Here is a 13,936-nt window from a genome sequence, read left to right as displayed (position 1 = left end):
TAAAGGAATCGAAACTTGTCCTCTACTTTTGACAAAGTCGCCGACATCATTGCCGAAACGAGCGAAATCGACCGTGACACCATCACGCCGGAAAGCCATACCATTGATGATCTCGGCATCGACAGCCTCGATTTTCTCGACATCGTGTTCGCAATCGACAAAGAATTCGGCATCAAGATTCCGCTTGAACAGTGGACGCAGGAAGTCAACGAAGGCAAAGCGCCGACCGAAGAATATTTCGTTCTGAAGAATCTCTGCGCCAAAATCGACGAGCTGGTTGCAGCCAAAAAGGGCTGATTAGCCACGCAAGCTGACGGTATGAGAGGGTGAACATTCGTGTTCGCCCTGATTCCGTTTCTGGATCATGCATCGCATCCACAAGCACAGCATTTACGGGCAGAGCCAAACCATGCAGAGCAATAAAGTCGTCATTACCGGCATTGGCATCATCTCTTCGCTTGGCGAAGGGGGAGAAGCGCATTGGAATGCCTTTTCAACGGCAGACGGTCAGCCGCGCCTCGAAAAGCAAGCCTTTGCGCCATATACGGTTCATCCGCTGGGCGAAGTCGATTGGGGTTTGCAAATTCCCAAGCGCGGCGATCAGCGCCAGATGGAAACATGGCAGCGGCTTGGCACGTATGCAGCTGGTCTGGCCCTTGAAGATGCCGGTATCAAGGATGACGAAGCGCTTTGCACAAGCATGGATATGATCGTGGGCGCCGGTGGTGGCGAACGCGACATCACCGTCGATATGCAGATTCTCGAAGAAGGTCGTACCTATAGCGATCAGGACAATGAGCGTGGAAAAATGCTCAACGAGAAACTTTCGACCGAGTTGCGCCCTACCCTGTTTCTTGCCCAGCTTTCCAATTTGCTGGCTGGCAATATTTCCATTGTTCACAAGGTCACAGGCTCTTCGCGCACATTCATGGGCGAAGAAGGTTCCGGCATTTCGGCTATTGAGACCGCTGCCGCACGTATTCGCTCTGGCCAAAGTACCCATGCGCTGGTGGGTGGCTCTTACAATGCTGAACATTTCGACATGATTCTCGGCCATGAGCTGGGCGGGCTGCTCGCACATGATGGCTGGTCAGAGCTCTGGGCGCGTGAAGGTCAGGCCGGTGGTGGCATGATTTCAGGCTCTGGCGGCGTGTTTCTAGTGCTTGAAAGCGCTGAACATGCGCAAAAGCGCGGCGCGCGTGCCTATGCGGAAATCGCACAGATCGAGAGTGCGCAGATCAATCGTGATAAGGATGATCTTGCGAAAGCCGTGCGCGAACTCGTGCTGGCAGCCAATGGTGGCGCAAATCCTGATTATGTTGTTTCGGGCGCTTCCGGCGCACATGCGGCAACCTCTGCAGAAAAAGCCGTTCTTGACGAAATTTCCACAGCCTATCGCGGCATATCCGGTCTAACCGGGCATTTGCGCGAAGCACAGTTTCCGTTGGCCCTTGCCCTTGCCGCCATTTCTGTCTGGAAAGGTGAGGCATTTGCCTCTCGCGATCCATCCGAAAATGTCGTGGACAAAGCGATCAACGAAGCCATTGTCACAACCATCGGCGCAACGCGCGCTGAGGGTGCTGCAAAGCTGGTGAGAGCATAAGATGACCACATTTACCGACCATCTCGGCCGTCCTATCGTTGCCATTACCGGTGCAGGCGTTGTTTCATCGCTTGGACAAGGCAAGGAAGACAACTGGGCCGCACTGACTAGCGGACGCTCCGGCATTCATGAAATTACCCGTTTTCCAACAGAAAGCCTGAAAACACGCTTTTCCGGCACGGTCGACTTTCTGCCGGAAAGCAATGTTGGCTCGTCTGCACTTTCGGAAGCGCTGGCGCGTCTTGCAGGTGAAGAAGCTATTGCTCAATCGGGCCTGTCGGTCAAAGATTTTGCTGGTCCACTTTTCCTTGCGGCACCTCCGGTTGAACTCGACTGGAAAAGCCGCTTTGCGCTTGATGCAAGCGTCAAAGATGAAGGCCCTGCGAGTTATCAGCTTCTGCTCGAAGCCTGCCGTCGCGCGCGTCAGGATGAGCTTTTTAACACAACGCAGTTTGGCTATATCGCCGAGCGATTGTCTGAGATTTTCGGAACACGCGGCCTGCCTGTAACACTTTCAACGGCTTGTGCTTCCGGTGCAACAGCTATCCAGCTTGGCGTTGAAGCCATTCGTCGCGGCGAAAGCGACCGAGTGCTTTCAATTGGCACGGATGGTTCCGTGTCGGCTGAATCTCTCATTCGCTTCTCGCTGCTCTCAGCACTCTCCACGCAGAACGACAAGCCGGAAAAGGCTTCAAAGCCATTCTCCAAAGACCGTGATGGTTTTGCAATGGCTGAGGGTTCGGGCGCGCTGGTTATGGAATCGCTCGAAAGCGCCATTGCACGCGGTGCAAAGGTGCTTGGCATTCTCGCCGGTTGTGGCGAAAAAGCTGACGACTTCCACCGCACCCGCTCCAAGCCGGACGCCTCACCTGCGATTGGTACTGTGCGTGCAGCCCTTGCAGATGCAGGCCTGACGGAAGATCAGATTTCCTACGTCAATGCACATGGCACCTCGACGCCTGAAAATGACAAGATGGAATATCTTGCTCTTTCAACTGTCTTTGGTGAGAAGATCGCGTCGATCCCGGTTTCGTCGAACAAATCGATGATCGGCCACACACTTACTGCTGCCGGTGCAATTGAAGCCGTGTTTTCACTTCTGACAATTCAGACCGGCACCTTGCCGCCAACCATCAATTACGACAATCCCGATCCGGCGATTCCGCTGGATGTGGTGCCAAATGTGAAGCGCGACGGACAGGTTTCCGCTGTACTTTCCAACTCATTTGGTTTTGGTGGACAAAATGCCAGCCTTGTTTTGACGGCAAATCCGAATTAATCGGACTGATAAAAATTATACATTCTCGGTAATCCCGGAAGGCCGAATGCTCTCCGGGATTATGTCTTGAAAAGGATAAATTCATGCGCGCCTTGCAGCTTCTTGATGATCGTCGTCTCGAAATGACAGATATTGCTCCGCCACCCGCCCCCGGAAATGGCGAAGTAACAGTGAAGATCAAGGCCGTTGCGCTCAATCACATCGACGTATGGGGCTGGCGCGGCATGGCATTTGCCAAGCGTAAGATGCCGCTCATCATCGGCGCGGAAGCTTCGGGCGTGGTCGATGCAATCGGCCCCGGCGTATCCAACGTGCTTCCCGGCCAGCTCGTTTCGATCTATGGCGCACGCACTTGCGGTCTTTGCAAAGCATGCCGTGAAGGTCGCGACAATCTCTGTGAACATGTCGGTGGCGTCCATGGCTTTCACCTTGATGGCTTTGCTTGCGAAGCCGTCAATCTGCCAGCACGTTTGCTCGTTCCAGCACCCCCCGGTGTTGATGCCATTGGCGCTGCTGTTGCTCCTGTAACCTTCGGTACAGTCGAGCATATGCTGTTTGACAATGCGAAACTCCAGCCGGGCGAAACAGTTCTGGTTCAGGCCGGTGGTTCGGGTATTGGTTCGGCAGCAATCCAGCTTGCAAAAAAGATGGGCTGCACGGTCATCACCACCGTTGGTTCAGACGACAAGATCGAAAAGGCCAAGGCGCTCGGTGCTGATCACGTGATCAATTACCGTGTTGACCGCTTTGAAGGTGTTGTGCGCAAGCTCACCAAGAAGAAGGGCGTCGACGTTGTGTTTGAGCATGTCGGTGCAGATACTTGGGCAGGGTCAATGCTTTGCATGAAGCGCGGCGCACGTCTTGTCACCTGCGGTTCGACCTCCGGTGTTTCAACCAACATGAACCTGATGCAGCTTTTCCAGCAGCAGCTTAAAATCCTCGGCTCCTTTGGTTGCCGCATGGAAAACATGGCTGATGCGATGCAGAAAATGGCGCAGGGTGTTGTTCATCCGGTTATCGACACTATCGTGGGCTTTGATGACATCGGCACTGCGTTAAAGCGCATGGAAGGCCGCGACGTCTTCGGCAAGATCGTATTGCAGATCGACTAAGCATTTGATGTTCAAGTTCAAGCTTCTTCTCTTCAAGTGGTCGCGTAAGCTCAAGCAGTTTAATTACTGGCTTTGGGCGCAGGCTGTGTTTATCGCGCTGGCACTGCTGCGTTTGCTGCCAGCAAAAAGCGCGATCCGCTTTTCCGCATGGTTTGCGCGCAAAGTGGGGCCACTCACACCACGGCATAAGGTTGCAACCAACAATCTGCGTCTTGCCTATCCTGAGAAGAGCGATGCTGAAATTGAAAAGATCGCCATCGAGATGTGGGATTCGATGGCGCGTCTTTTCGCGGAATATATCTTCCTCGATGCGATCTTCGATTTTGATCCCAATGCGACAGAGCCGGGCCTGATCGAAGTTGAAGGCATTCCGATTTTCGAGCGTCTCCGCAACGAGACTAAGCCGCACATTTTCTTCACCGCGCATACAGGCAATTTCGAGCTTCTGCCGATTTGTGCGGGTACGTTCGGCCTTGATGTTACCGCCCTCTTCCGCCCGCCGAATAATCCCTATATCGCCAAGACCGTTTTAAAAGCACGTAAGACCAATATGGGCCATCTGGTGCCTTCCAAGGCCGGAGCTGCATGGTCGTTAGCGCGTGTTCTGGATAATGGTGGCAATGTCGGCATGCTGGTGGATCAGAAGTTCCAGCGTGGCGTACCTTCGACGTTCTTCAATCGTCCGGTGAAAACCAATCCACTGCTGGCAAAGCTTGCGCGTCAGTATGATTGCGATGTTTATCCGGCGCGCTGTATCCGCCTTCCCGGTGGCCGTTACCGCCTTGAGTTGAAAGAGCGCATGGAATTGCCACGCGACGACAAAGGCGAGATTGATATCGCTGCAACCGCACAGCTTCTCAACGATACCGTTGAAGGATGGGTGCGTGAATATCCCGGCCAGTGGATGTGGTTCCACAAGCGCTGGGGCTAAACTCAATATATGCGTTCAGTCAGAACTGGCCGGACGCTTTTTTTGTTTGAATAAGGCAAATGCTTGCCAAGGGAGACAACCATGCGTCCTATCGCAATCGCCCCATCCATCCTTTCCGCCGACTTTGCGCGCCTGGGAGAAGAAGTTGATGCCGTGCTTGAAGCCGGTGCCGACTGGATTCACATCGACGTCATGGATGGTCATTTCGTGCCGAATATCACGTTCGGTCCGCAGGTTGTGAAAGCAATTCGTCCACGCACCAAGGCTTTCTTCGACACTCATCTGATGATCGCGCCTTGCGATCCATATCTTGAACCATTTGCGGATGCGGGCTGCGATCTCATTACAATCCACGCAGAAGCTGGTGCGCATACACACCGTTCGCTCCAGAGCATCCGCGCTTTGGGCAAAAAGTCTGGTCTGGCGCTCAATCCGGCAACCCCTGTCGAAGCATTGACCAACGTCATTGATGACGTTGATCTCGTTCTCGTCATGACGGTCAACCCGGGCTTTGGTGGTCAGAAGTTCATCGCGCCGATGCTGGATAAGATCAAGCGCGTGCGTGACATGATTGGCGACCGCCCGATTGACATTGAAGTCGATGGCGGCATCACGCCTGAGACTGCCGGATCGGTTGTTGCAGCCGGTGCCAATATTCTCGTTGCGGGTTCTGCTGTTTACAAAGGCAACTCTGTCGAGAGCTATGCCGCCAACATCAAAGCCATTCGCGAAGCCGCAGAAGCAGCAAGATAAGCGGCTTTTGTGCGTTGAGCAGAGCGCCATGCTCTGCTAAACACCGCGCATTCCCTTTACCCAAGACTTGCAGCCCGCAAGACGGGCCGCCAAAACAGGATATGCCCATGATCCCGCGCTACTCCCGACCAGAAATGGTCGCCATCTGGTCTCCCGAAACCAAATTCCGCATCTGGTTTGAAATTGAGGCCTATGCATGTGAGGCGCTTGCCGAACTGGGCGTAATCCCCAAGGAAGCTGCAAAGACCATTTGGGAAAAGGGCGATGCTGCGAAATTCGACGTTGCGCGCATTGATGAAATCGAAGCCGTTACCAAGCATGACGTTATCGCGTTCCTAACGCATCTTGCTGAGTTTATCGGCCCGGACAGTCGTTTCGTACATCAGGGCATGACCTCGTCAGACGTGCTTGATACCACGCTCAATGTACAGCTTGTTCGCGCATCTGACTTGCTTCTCGTCGGCATGGACCGTGTTCTTGCAGCGCTCAAGACACGCGCGTTTGAACACAAAGATACAGTTCGTATTGGCCGCAGCCATGGCATCCATGCCGAGCCAACCACGATGGGGCTGACCTTCGCGCGTTTCTATGCGGAAATGCTGCGTAACCGCGCCCGTCTCGTTGCGGCACGCACCGAAATCGCGACCGGCGCAGTTTCGGGTGCTGTCGGCACATTCGCCAATATCGATCCACGCGTTGAAGAATATGTCTGCGAAAAGCTCGGCCTCGAAGCAGAGCCAGTTTCCACGCAGGTTATCCCGCGCGACCGTCACGCCATGTTCTTTGCAACGCTTGGCGTTATCGCCTCGTCGATTGAAAATGTTGCAATCGAAATCCGCCACATGCAGCGCACGGAAGTTCTGGAAGCAGAAGAGTTCTTCTCGCCCGGCCAGAAGGGGTCGTCGGCAATGCCACACAAGCGCAACCCAGTTCTGACAGAAAACCTGACTGGTCTCGCTCGTCTGGTTCGTATGTCGGTTGTGCCTGCTATGGAAAACGTCGCTCTCTGGCATGAACGTGATATTTCGCATTCAAGCGTTGAACGTGCGATTGGCCCAGACACCACCATCACTCTTGATTTTGCGCTGAACCGTCTGGCTGGCGTCATCGAAAAGCTGGTGATCTACCCGGAAAACATGCTCAAGAACATGAACAAGTTCCGCGGTCTCGTGCATTCGCAGCGCGTACTGCTGGCGCTCACACAGGCTGGCGTTTCGCGTGAAGATTCCTACCGTCTCGTACAGCGCAATGCGATGCGCGTTTGGGAACAGGGAGCTGACTTCCTCGAAGAACTGCTGGCTGATCAGGAAGTGCGTGCTGCGCTCTCAGAAGAACAGATCCGCGAAAAGTTCGACCTCGGCTACCACACAAAACACGTCGATACGATTTTCAAACGCGTCTTCGGCTAAATATTAGCCTTCATAAATTGAGTCCGAAAAAAGCCCCATGTTTTTGTAAACATGGGGCTTTTTCTATTCTAACTTAGGCGCTCTTTTTGATCGTGTTGATCACATTGCCCCATGGGTCTTCAAAGACGTGGTTATTGCCACCACGTGTGTCTTCCATTTCAACCCATGCGAGACCCGTCCGGTCTTTATCGCGCAAGCCAGCACCTGAGCTCTGCCATGCATTTGCACCGATGTGATGGTGATAACCGCCCGTCGATAGGAACACAGCCTTATCGCCATAGGTCTGCACGGTATTAAAGCCTAGTTCTTTGTTCCAGAAGGCTTCGGCATCCTTCGCATTGCCAACGCGCAGGTGAACGTGGCCGACAACCGTATTCTGTGGTGCACCGTTCCATTCACCACCTTCGCGATCAATAACGTCGAGAAGGTTTTTCACATCGAGCGCTTCCGTACCCATGACAACGCGGTCACCATTCCACTGCCATGTCTTATGCGGGCGGTCAGAATAGATTTCGATGCCATTGCCTTCGGGATCGGTGAGATAAATCGCTTCGCTGACGTTGTGATCTGATGCACCAGCAACGGGCAGCTGCTTGTCGATGGCGCGGCGCGACCAGCGCGCCAAATCGCCGCGTGTCGGCAGCAGAAATGCCGTGTGATATAAACCAGCACTGCGAGGGTCATCTGCTTTCGCAGCAGAAAACTGTTCGATTTCCATCAGTTCGCGATCACCAGCACCAAGCACAATCGAAGCCCCACGGCGCGTCATCTCGCGAAGGCCGACAACATCGCGGTAGTATTCGGCCAGAGTTTCAGCATCACGCGCCTTCAAACCAATGCGCGCCACCCGAACAGGAGTCGTCATTGCAAATGGTAAAAGAGCATTTGAAGCCACTTTCTGATTGGCTACTTTGTTTTCAGTTTCAATCATTTCATTCTCCTTCGACGGCGTTTCCGCACGTGCGGAAAGAATATTACTCATGACGGCAGCACCCGCAGTTCCGAGTATCGTTCTTCTGCTGATGGCCATAGTCGCAAGATCCTCTTTGGTGTTATCTTCCCGCTAAAGATCACAATTTAGAGAGCGTTTCACAAGATAGCGATCTGCGAACAAGCTGTTCATCATTTGCATCATTTGCATCATCTGCGTTCACCCGCCAGCGCTATAGCTCACCTTGAAGATGCTTTGAAACGGCTCTAAATAGGGATCATGAAAGTTAAAGATTCCGATATTCTCATCATTCCCGGTTACACCAATTCCGGCCCTGATCACTGGCAGACCCGTTGGGAGAGCAAACTCTCGACGGCGCGACGCGTTGAGCAAGCTGAATGGTCCAAGCCCGTCAAAGACGATTGGGTAGCGCAACTGGTTAAAGCCGCCAATGAAGCGACAAAGCCAATCGTGCTTGTGGCCCATTCGCTGGGTGTCGCAACCGCACTCCATGCAATGCCGCATATCCAGCATAAGGTGGCAGGTGCATTCTTTGTTGCTCCCCCAGATGTCTCGAATGAGAAGATCAGGCCCAAGCACCTGATGACATTCGGCCCTTATCCGCGTGAACGTCTGCCATTTCCGACGATCACCGTGGCCAGCCGCAATGATCCCTTCTCCAGCTATGAAGCAGCCGAAGAGATCGTAAAAGATTGGGGCGCATTGCTGATTGATGCTGGTGATGCGGGGCATATCAATTCGGAGTCAGGGCATGGACCATGGCCAGAAGGCTCGATGGTATTTGCTGAGTTTATGACTAAACTTCAGCCGCCAAAATCGCATTAAATCAAAGTGTTATATAAATTGCTGATGAAATAGATTCAGATAACCTTGCGGAGCGGCAGACGAAACATCTGCCGCTTTATTTTTTATGCGCGAATGGCATCAACGAGTGTTTTAGCACCAAGGCGCATATAGCCGCCGTCACTGGCAAGCGTTAAAAACTGAAAGCCGAGCGGGATATAGCGCCGTGCAAATTCTGCTGATGGCGAATAGATTCCAGCGAACTTGCCAGCGGCAGCAGCCTTACGAGCAATAGTGCTGATAGGTTCAACTATGGCTTCGGAATCCGGGTTAGCTTCGCGGCCATTGCTCCACGCAATAGAGAAATCGGCAGGACCAACAAAAACGCCATCAATGCCACGCACATCGAGAATTGCATCCAGCGCATCATAGGCATCGCGCGTTTCGATCATCGCAAAAGCCAGCGTGTCCTGATTTGCAGTAACGAGATAATCGTTCGAGCCCGGCGTGCCGTAATCGGCATTAGCGCGGAACACGCCCCATGAACGCTCGCCGATTGGCGGATATTTCATTGAGGCTGCAAATTTGCGTGCATCTTCGACAGAGTTGATCATTGGCGCAATCACGGCCTGCGCACCGAAATCGAGCGCCCGGCTTGCCATATCAAAGCGTCCGACTGGAATGCGAACGACTGGCGGCTTGCCTGCATTCAGGATCAGTCCAAGACTACGCAACACACTCTGCTCGTCGTGGCCGCCATGCTGCATATCGAGTGTTACAGCGTCAAATGCGCTATGCGCCAGAACTTCGACGGTAAGGGCTTCCGGCAAAGATGACCAAGCGGAAAGAATTGTTTCTCCGGCACGAAGACGCGAAGACAAAGACATGCTTATTCCCCTGCGTTACAAAAACTAAGGGCGGAAACGCATTTTGCATTTCCGCCCTTTATTACGTTAGTCTTTCTGAACCTGCTGGATCGCTTCCTCAAGGAAAGCGAACATCTTTTCACGAATGGTTGCATCCGTAATGCTCACGCTGGTGGCGTCAAAATCAGCGCGCAGCTTGCGGAATACGTCTTCATCGCCTGCTTCTTCAAAGTCAGCGGCAACAACTTCACGCGCATAGGCGTCTGCATCCGCATCATGCTTACCGAGAAGTTCTGCCGCCCAGAGACCGAGAATCTTGTTGCGGCGGGCTTCAGCCTTAAAACGCAATTCAGCATCGAGTGCGAATTTGCTTTCGAAAGCATTGCGGCGATCATCCATGCCAGTGGCCATTCATACAACTCCCAGAAAATTAAGTTATGCAGGACATCAAGTTATGTGAGATCGTCAACCGTTCTCTTGCCTAAAGCTGGCAAGGGGCGCAAGATTATACAAGAGCCAAAAGTCACTTTCTTGATTTATCTGGCTCTGAAACGTTTAAAACGGGGGAACGGGTACAAAGCAGGATTGTTAAAAGCCCACAATTGCTATACGTAGCCCGCGAGAATAGCGGCAAATGCCGATCATCACATTTTTGGAAATCCGAGAAAAGCCATGAACCGTCGCCGCCGTATTTACGAGGGCAAGGCCAAGATTCTTTATGAAGGCCCTGAACCCGGTACTCTTGTCCAGTTCTTCAAAGATGACGCGACCGCGTTCAACGCGAAGAAGCATGAAGTTGTTGACGGAAAAGGCGTGTTGAACAACCGCATCTCCGAGCACATTTTTACCCAGCTTAATCGCATTGGTATTCCAACCCACTTCATCCGCCGCCTCAACATGCGTGAGCAGCTGATCAAGGAAGTGGAAATCATCCCGCTTGAAGTCGTTGTCCGTAACGTTGCGGCGGGTTCGCTGTCCACGCGCCTCGGCATCGAAGAAGGCACTGTTCTGCCTCGCTCGATTATCGAGTTCTATTACAAAGCAGACGCCCTCAATGACCCAATGGTCACCGAAGAGCATATCACTGCTTTCGGTTGGGCCAGCCCTGCGGAAATCGACGACATCATGGCTCTCGCCATTCGCGTCAACGACTTCCTCACAGGTCTATTTCTGGGCATTGGCATTCAGCTTGTCGATTTCAAGATGGAATGCGGACGTCTGTTCGAAGGCGACATGATGCGTATCGTCGTCGCTGACGAAATTTCGCCAGACTCAGCGCGCCTTTGGGATGTCAACACCAATGACAAGCTCGATAAGGACCGCTTCCGCCGCGATATGGGCGGACTGGTTGAGGCCTATCAGGAAGTGGCGCGCCGTCTCGGAATCATGAACGAGAACGAAACGCCGCGTCCCGCAGGTCCGACCCTTGTGAAGTAAAATCCGCACAGCCCGGCAACTCGCGTTCCGGGCTGTTTTCATTGTTAGTGATTAAAGATCAGTAGGAACTACTCAGTGATCAAGGCACGCGTCACCGTTACACTCAAAAACGGCGTTCTCGACCCGCAGGGCAAAGCTATTGTCGGCGCGCTCAGCAGCCTGAATTTCGAAGGCGTCAATTCTGTCCGCCAGGGCAAAGTCTTCGATCTTGAAGTCGAAGGTTCGGACAAAGCTAAAGCTGAAGCCGAAATCAAAGCCATGTGCGAGAAGCTGCTCGCAAACACGGTTATTGAAGACTACGCAATCGTCATCGCCTGACGCACTGCGCTCAGCAGGTATTTTTTGCGCGCTTTCAGAACGCACCACGCGCTCTGAGGCCCTCAGATTCAAAGAGACATAAAACGCCATGAAAGCAGCTGTCGTTCTTCTCCCCGGCCTCAACCGTGACCGCGACATGATTGCGGCCATCACCAAGATTTCCGGACAAGCACCTGTCACCGTCTGGCAAACGGATACCAGCATTCCCGACGATGTGGATCTGATCCTGATTCCCGGCGGTTTTTCCTACGGTGATTACCTGCGTTGCGGAGCGATTGCAGCGCGTATGCCGATCATGCAGGCCATTCGCGAGAAGGCCGACAAGGGCGTGATGGTTATCGGTGTATGCAACGGTTTCCAGATTCTCGTCGAAGCCGGAATGTTGCCGGGTGCCTTGATGCGCAATACCTCGCTGAAATTTGTCTGCCGTGAAGTGAAGCTCGAAATCAGCAACGCAAACACTGCGTTCACACGTGGTTATCAGCCGGGCCAGATTATTCGCTGCCCGGTCGCGCATCACGATGGCAACTATTTTGCCGATGCGGAAACGCTCAAGCGTATCGAAGGCGAAGGTCAGGTTGTGTTCCGCTATGCTGAAGGCACAAACCCCAACGGTTCGGTCAACGACATTGCAGGAATCGTCAACGCAGGCGGCAATGTGCTTGGCATGATGCCGCATCCTGAAAACCTGATTGAAGGTGCACATGGCGGCGATGATGGCCGTGCGCTTTTTGCAGGTGCTTTGGGAATTGCAGCTTAAACAAGCGATTCCATTTTCACATCATGAACGGCCTTCGTCTTAAGCGGAGGCCGTTTTTTGTTGCGCCTGCTGTGATTGGTTCAGTTCTGTCACAAAACGCAATCCACTGGCGTCATGCAGAAATTCGTGTCAGCTTGCCAGCATCGACCCAAAAATTAGATTCGATTTTTGGTAAGCATGATGCGTAGATACATAATTTAGAGCGTCTTTTGTGCAGCCATATAGCTGCATCGCGCTCTAAGCGAATACTTCCTACGGCAACCGAATCGGGGAACGATCGATGCAATTATATTCCCGCCTACTCTCCCCCTATTCCGCTTTTGTACGCAGCATTCTTTACATCAAGGAACTGCCGTTCAAACCCATCAACCTACCCTATCCATATCCGGCAGACTTTGCGCAGGTAACCCCGCTCAAGCGCGTACCTGTACTGATTACAGGCTCTGGCGAGACCCTTTATGAAGCAGCCGTCATCGCCGAATATCTGGAAGATCATTTTCCAGAAACGCCCGTTCTGCCCGGTAGCCCGCGCGAGCGCGCATTGATCCGGCTTTTGGCACGCGTGGCTGAGTTGGAAGTGCTTGGACCGGCAATGAAGCTGTTTATTCTTTTGAGCAAATCCGAACGAGACGACGCTTCGATCGATCGGCTTTTTGCGAAGCTGAACAGAGGGCTAAGCGTGGTCGAATCGCGCCTTTCCGACAAGAGCTTTGCCCTTAGCGATGCGCCAACGCTTGCCGATGCATGGCTTCTGCCAATACGCTTCCTTCTGGAGCCGCTTGAGAAGCTTTCAGGCAAGGCAGATTTGCTCAATGCATACCCCAAATTCGACACATATGCAGTGAAAGCAAAGCAGGACCCGGTGTTCGAACTCATCTGGAATGAGATGAATGACGGGCTGAAGGCTTTTATGCCGCAACTCGCCTGATCCAACTATCTAATCCAGTTTCTATGCATTTCCGGCAGGCTACCCTTGCCGGAAATGCTCTTATGGAGCCTTCCTTGAAGATTAAAACCATCGCGCTTGCAGCACTCCCGGCGCTGGCATTGTTTGCCGCCTGTGCGCCAAAGCCTGCCCCCGGCCCAGTTTCCATTAATACCAACAAAGCAGCGCTTCCCACGATGGAGCGCATTGCTGTGGGTGCCAATAGCTGCTGGTTCAAGTCAAAAGACAAGGATTTCCGCGGCTACGCACTGGCCCCTGAACTAAACTCTTTCACCGGACGTCCACGTTTTCTGGTCGTGCCTGCGCGTAATCTGGGGGGGCGCCCCCTGCTTGTCGTGCAAGCAGAAGGTAACCCGGCGCGGATAGAGGCTTTTGGCCCGATGATGCAGCAAAGCAATGGCAGCCGCATTGCCAAGGACATTAATCGCTGGGCAGAAGGTGAAAAAGACTGCTGATTAAGGCGTTATGACATTAACGGATATGGAAGCGCACTTTACGTGCTTCCTTGTCTGCCGCAGACCGCGTTATGCCTATATCGAGAAGTTGTTCATCTGTCAGGTCCATCAATTCGATGCGGCTGCGGCGCAACATAAGGCGCAAGGCGAACCAATCCGCAAATCGCTGCCAAAGCGAGCGTGAAACAGCGGCGACGCACCGCTCCCGCACACGGATTGTAGCAATTGTATCTATTTCATCCTGATTAACGGGTATAAATGCCATAGCAACAAACCTTCATTACTGGCTAATGCGCCATTTTTGAGGTAATTTATCTGCATGCGGTAAATAC

17 protein-coding genes are annotated in these 13,936 nt (G+C 53.0%); 13 read left to right on the top strand and 4 right to left on the bottom strand.

Features of this window, described 5'->3' with window-relative positions:
• Nucleotides 1–15: 15 nt before the first annotated feature.
• The 7 genes from CEV31_RS10495 (at nt 16) to purB (ending at nt 7,087) form a co-directional block, all read left to right on the top strand.
• Nucleotides 16–297, top strand: a complete 282-nt coding sequence (locus CEV31_RS10495) for an acyl carrier protein (RefSeq protein ID WP_094506999.1) — start codon at nt 16–18, stop codon at nt 295–297.
• Nucleotides 298–409: 112 nt separating this feature from the next.
• Complete coding sequence (locus tag CEV31_RS10490; RefSeq protein ID WP_094507320.1) at nt 410–1,603, top strand: beta-ketoacyl-ACP synthase; 1,194 nt, start codon at nt 410–412, stop codon at nt 1,601–1,603.
• 1 nt (nt 1,604) lies between these two features.
• On the top strand, nt 1,605–2,882 hold the full coding sequence (locus tag CEV31_RS10485) for a beta-ketoacyl-ACP synthase (RefSeq protein WP_094506998.1): 1,278 nt from the start codon (nt 1,605–1,607) through the stop codon (nt 2,880–2,882).
• 83 nt (nt 2,883–2,965) lie between these two features.
• Nucleotides 2,966–3,994, top strand: coding sequence for a zinc-binding dehydrogenase (locus CEV31_RS10480; RefSeq protein ID WP_094506997.1), 1,029 nt, complete (start codon nt 2,966–2,968; stop codon nt 3,992–3,994).
• 4 nt (nt 3,995–3,998) lie between these two features.
• A complete protein-coding gene (locus tag CEV31_RS10475; RefSeq protein WP_094506996.1) occupies nt 3,999–4,925 on the top strand; it encodes a lipid A biosynthesis lauroyl acyltransferase in 927 nt (308 codons plus the stop codon).
• A gap of 81 nt (nt 4,926–5,006) precedes the next feature.
• Nucleotides 5,007–5,678 (top strand): ribulose-phosphate 3-epimerase, encoded by a 672-nt coding sequence (gene rpe / locus CEV31_RS10470; protein ID WP_094506995.1) that lies wholly within the window; start codon nt 5,007–5,009, stop codon nt 5,676–5,678.
• A 107-nt stretch (nt 5,679–5,785) separates the two neighbouring features.
• On the top strand, nt 5,786–7,087 hold the full coding sequence (gene purB / locus CEV31_RS10465) for an adenylosuccinate lyase (RefSeq protein WP_094506994.1): 1,302 nt from the start codon (nt 5,786–5,788) through the stop codon (nt 7,085–7,087).
• Between the two features lie 73 nt (nt 7,088–7,160).
• On the opposite strand, the gene CEV31_RS10460 is transcribed toward purB, so the two are convergent.
• Nucleotides 7,161–8,018: a VOC family protein gene (locus CEV31_RS10460; RefSeq protein ID WP_094507319.1), complete on the bottom strand. Its 858-nt coding sequence runs from the start codon at nt 8,016–8,018 to the stop codon at nt 7,161–7,163.
• Between the two features lie 279 nt (nt 8,019–8,297).
• Between CEV31_RS10460 and CEV31_RS10455 the strand changes: the two genes are divergently transcribed.
• The gene (locus CEV31_RS10455; RefSeq protein ID WP_094506993.1) at nt 8,298–8,864 is read left to right on the top strand and encodes an RBBP9/YdeN family alpha/beta hydrolase; all 567 of its coding nucleotides are present in this window, start codon (nt 8,298–8,300) and stop codon (nt 8,862–8,864) included.
• 83 nt (nt 8,865–8,947) lie between these two features.
• On the opposite strand, the gene CEV31_RS10450 is transcribed toward CEV31_RS10455, so the two are convergent.
• Both CEV31_RS10450 and CEV31_RS10445 read right to left on the bottom strand, forming a co-directional pair.
• Nucleotides 8,948–9,715, bottom strand: coding sequence for an HpcH/HpaI aldolase family protein (locus CEV31_RS10450; protein WP_210190915.1), 768 nt, complete (start codon nt 9,713–9,715; stop codon nt 8,948–8,950).
• A 60-nt stretch (nt 9,716–9,775) separates the two neighbouring features.
• Nucleotides 9,776–10,099: a DUF1476 domain-containing protein gene (locus CEV31_RS10445; RefSeq protein WP_094506991.1), complete on the bottom strand. Its 324-nt coding sequence runs from the start codon at nt 10,097–10,099 to the stop codon at nt 9,776–9,778.
• Nucleotides 10,100–10,360: 261 nt separating this feature from the next.
• Between CEV31_RS10445 and purC the strand changes: the two genes are divergently transcribed.
• The 5 genes from purC (at nt 10,361) to CEV31_RS10420 (ending at nt 13,604) form a co-directional block, all read left to right on the top strand.
• Nucleotides 10,361–11,125, top strand: coding sequence for a phosphoribosylaminoimidazolesuccinocarboxamide synthase (gene purC / locus CEV31_RS10440; protein ID WP_094506990.1), 765 nt, complete (start codon nt 10,361–10,363; stop codon nt 11,123–11,125).
• A gap of 75 nt (nt 11,126–11,200) precedes the next feature.
• The gene (purS, locus tag CEV31_RS10435) at nt 11,201–11,443 is read left to right on the top strand and encodes a phosphoribosylformylglycinamidine synthase subunit PurS (RefSeq protein ID WP_094506989.1); all 243 of its coding nucleotides are present in this window, start codon (nt 11,201–11,203) and stop codon (nt 11,441–11,443) included.
• Between the two features lie 88 nt (nt 11,444–11,531).
• Entirely contained in the window at nt 11,532–12,203 is a 672-nt protein-coding gene (gene purQ, locus CEV31_RS10430) for a phosphoribosylformylglycinamidine synthase subunit PurQ (protein ID WP_094506988.1), read from the top strand.
• 280 nt (nt 12,204–12,483) lie between these two features.
• Nucleotides 12,484–13,131 (top strand): glutathione S-transferase family protein, encoded by a 648-nt coding sequence (locus CEV31_RS10425; protein WP_094506987.1) that lies wholly within the window; start codon nt 12,484–12,486, stop codon nt 13,129–13,131.
• 74 nt (nt 13,132–13,205) lie between these two features.
• Nucleotides 13,206–13,604 carry a hypothetical protein gene (locus CEV31_RS10420; RefSeq protein WP_094507318.1) on the top strand — a complete coding sequence of 133 codons (399 nt, stop codon included), beginning with the start codon at nt 13,206–13,208 and terminating at the stop codon, nt 13,602–13,604.
• 16 nt (nt 13,605–13,620) lie between these two features.
• Here CEV31_RS10420 and CEV31_RS10415 read toward each other — a convergent pair whose 3' ends face one another.
• Nucleotides 13,621–13,869 (bottom strand): DUF1127 domain-containing protein, encoded by a 249-nt coding sequence (locus CEV31_RS10415; protein ID WP_094506986.1) that lies wholly within the window; start codon nt 13,867–13,869, stop codon nt 13,621–13,623.
• Between the last annotated feature and the right edge of the window lie 67 nt (nt 13,870–13,936).

It is taken from the genome of Brucella thiophenivorans, from assembly GCF_002252445.1.
In the GTDB taxonomy this organism is placed as follows: domain Bacteria; phylum Pseudomonadota; class Alphaproteobacteria; order Rhizobiales; family Rhizobiaceae; genus Brucella; species Brucella thiophenivorans.
The sequence above is the reverse complement of the archived record's forward strand: the minus strand, read 5'-3'. Positions and strand labels throughout refer to the sequence as shown.

What these genes read in the sequence shown, in the direction of transcription:
- purQ (WP_094506988.1), top strand. Translation starts at nt 11,532, where the DNA reads ATGAAAGCAGCTGTCGTTCTTCTCCCCGGCCTCAACCGTGACCGCGAC.
- rpe (WP_094506995.1), top strand. Translation starts at nt 5,007, where the DNA reads ATGCGTCCTATCGCAATCGCCCCATCCATCCTTTCCGCCGACTTTGCG.
- CEV31_RS10490 (WP_094507320.1), top strand. Translation starts at nt 410, where the DNA reads ATGCAGAGCAATAAAGTCGTCATTACCGGCATTGGCATCATCTCTTCG.
- purB (WP_094506994.1), top strand. Translation starts at nt 5,786, where the DNA reads ATGATCCCGCGCTACTCCCGACCAGAAATGGTCGCCATCTGGTCTCCC.
- CEV31_RS10415 (WP_094506986.1), bottom strand. Translation starts at nt 13,869, where the DNA reads ATGGCATTTATACCCGTTAATCAGGATGAAATAGATACAATTGCTACA.
- CEV31_RS10460 (WP_094507319.1), bottom strand. Translation starts at nt 8,018, where the DNA reads ATGATTGAAACTGAAAACAAAGTAGCCAATCAGAAAGTGGCTTCAAAT.
- CEV31_RS10425 (WP_094506987.1), top strand. Translation starts at nt 12,484, where the DNA reads ATGCAATTATATTCCCGCCTACTCTCCCCCTATTCCGCTTTTGTACGC.
- purC (WP_094506990.1), top strand. Translation starts at nt 10,361, where the DNA reads ATGAACCGTCGCCGCCGTATTTACGAGGGCAAGGCCAAGATTCTTTAT.
- CEV31_RS10480 (WP_094506997.1), top strand. Translation starts at nt 2,966, where the DNA reads ATGCGCGCCTTGCAGCTTCTTGATGATCGTCGTCTCGAAATGACAGAT.
- CEV31_RS10455 (WP_094506993.1), top strand. Translation starts at nt 8,298, where the DNA reads ATGAAAGTTAAAGATTCCGATATTCTCATCATTCCCGGTTACACCAAT.
- CEV31_RS10445 (WP_094506991.1), bottom strand. Translation starts at nt 10,099, where the DNA reads ATGGCCACTGGCATGGATGATCGCCGCAATGCTTTCGAAAGCAAATTC.
- CEV31_RS10485 (WP_094506998.1), top strand. Translation starts at nt 1,605, where the DNA reads ATGACCACATTTACCGACCATCTCGGCCGTCCTATCGTTGCCATTACC.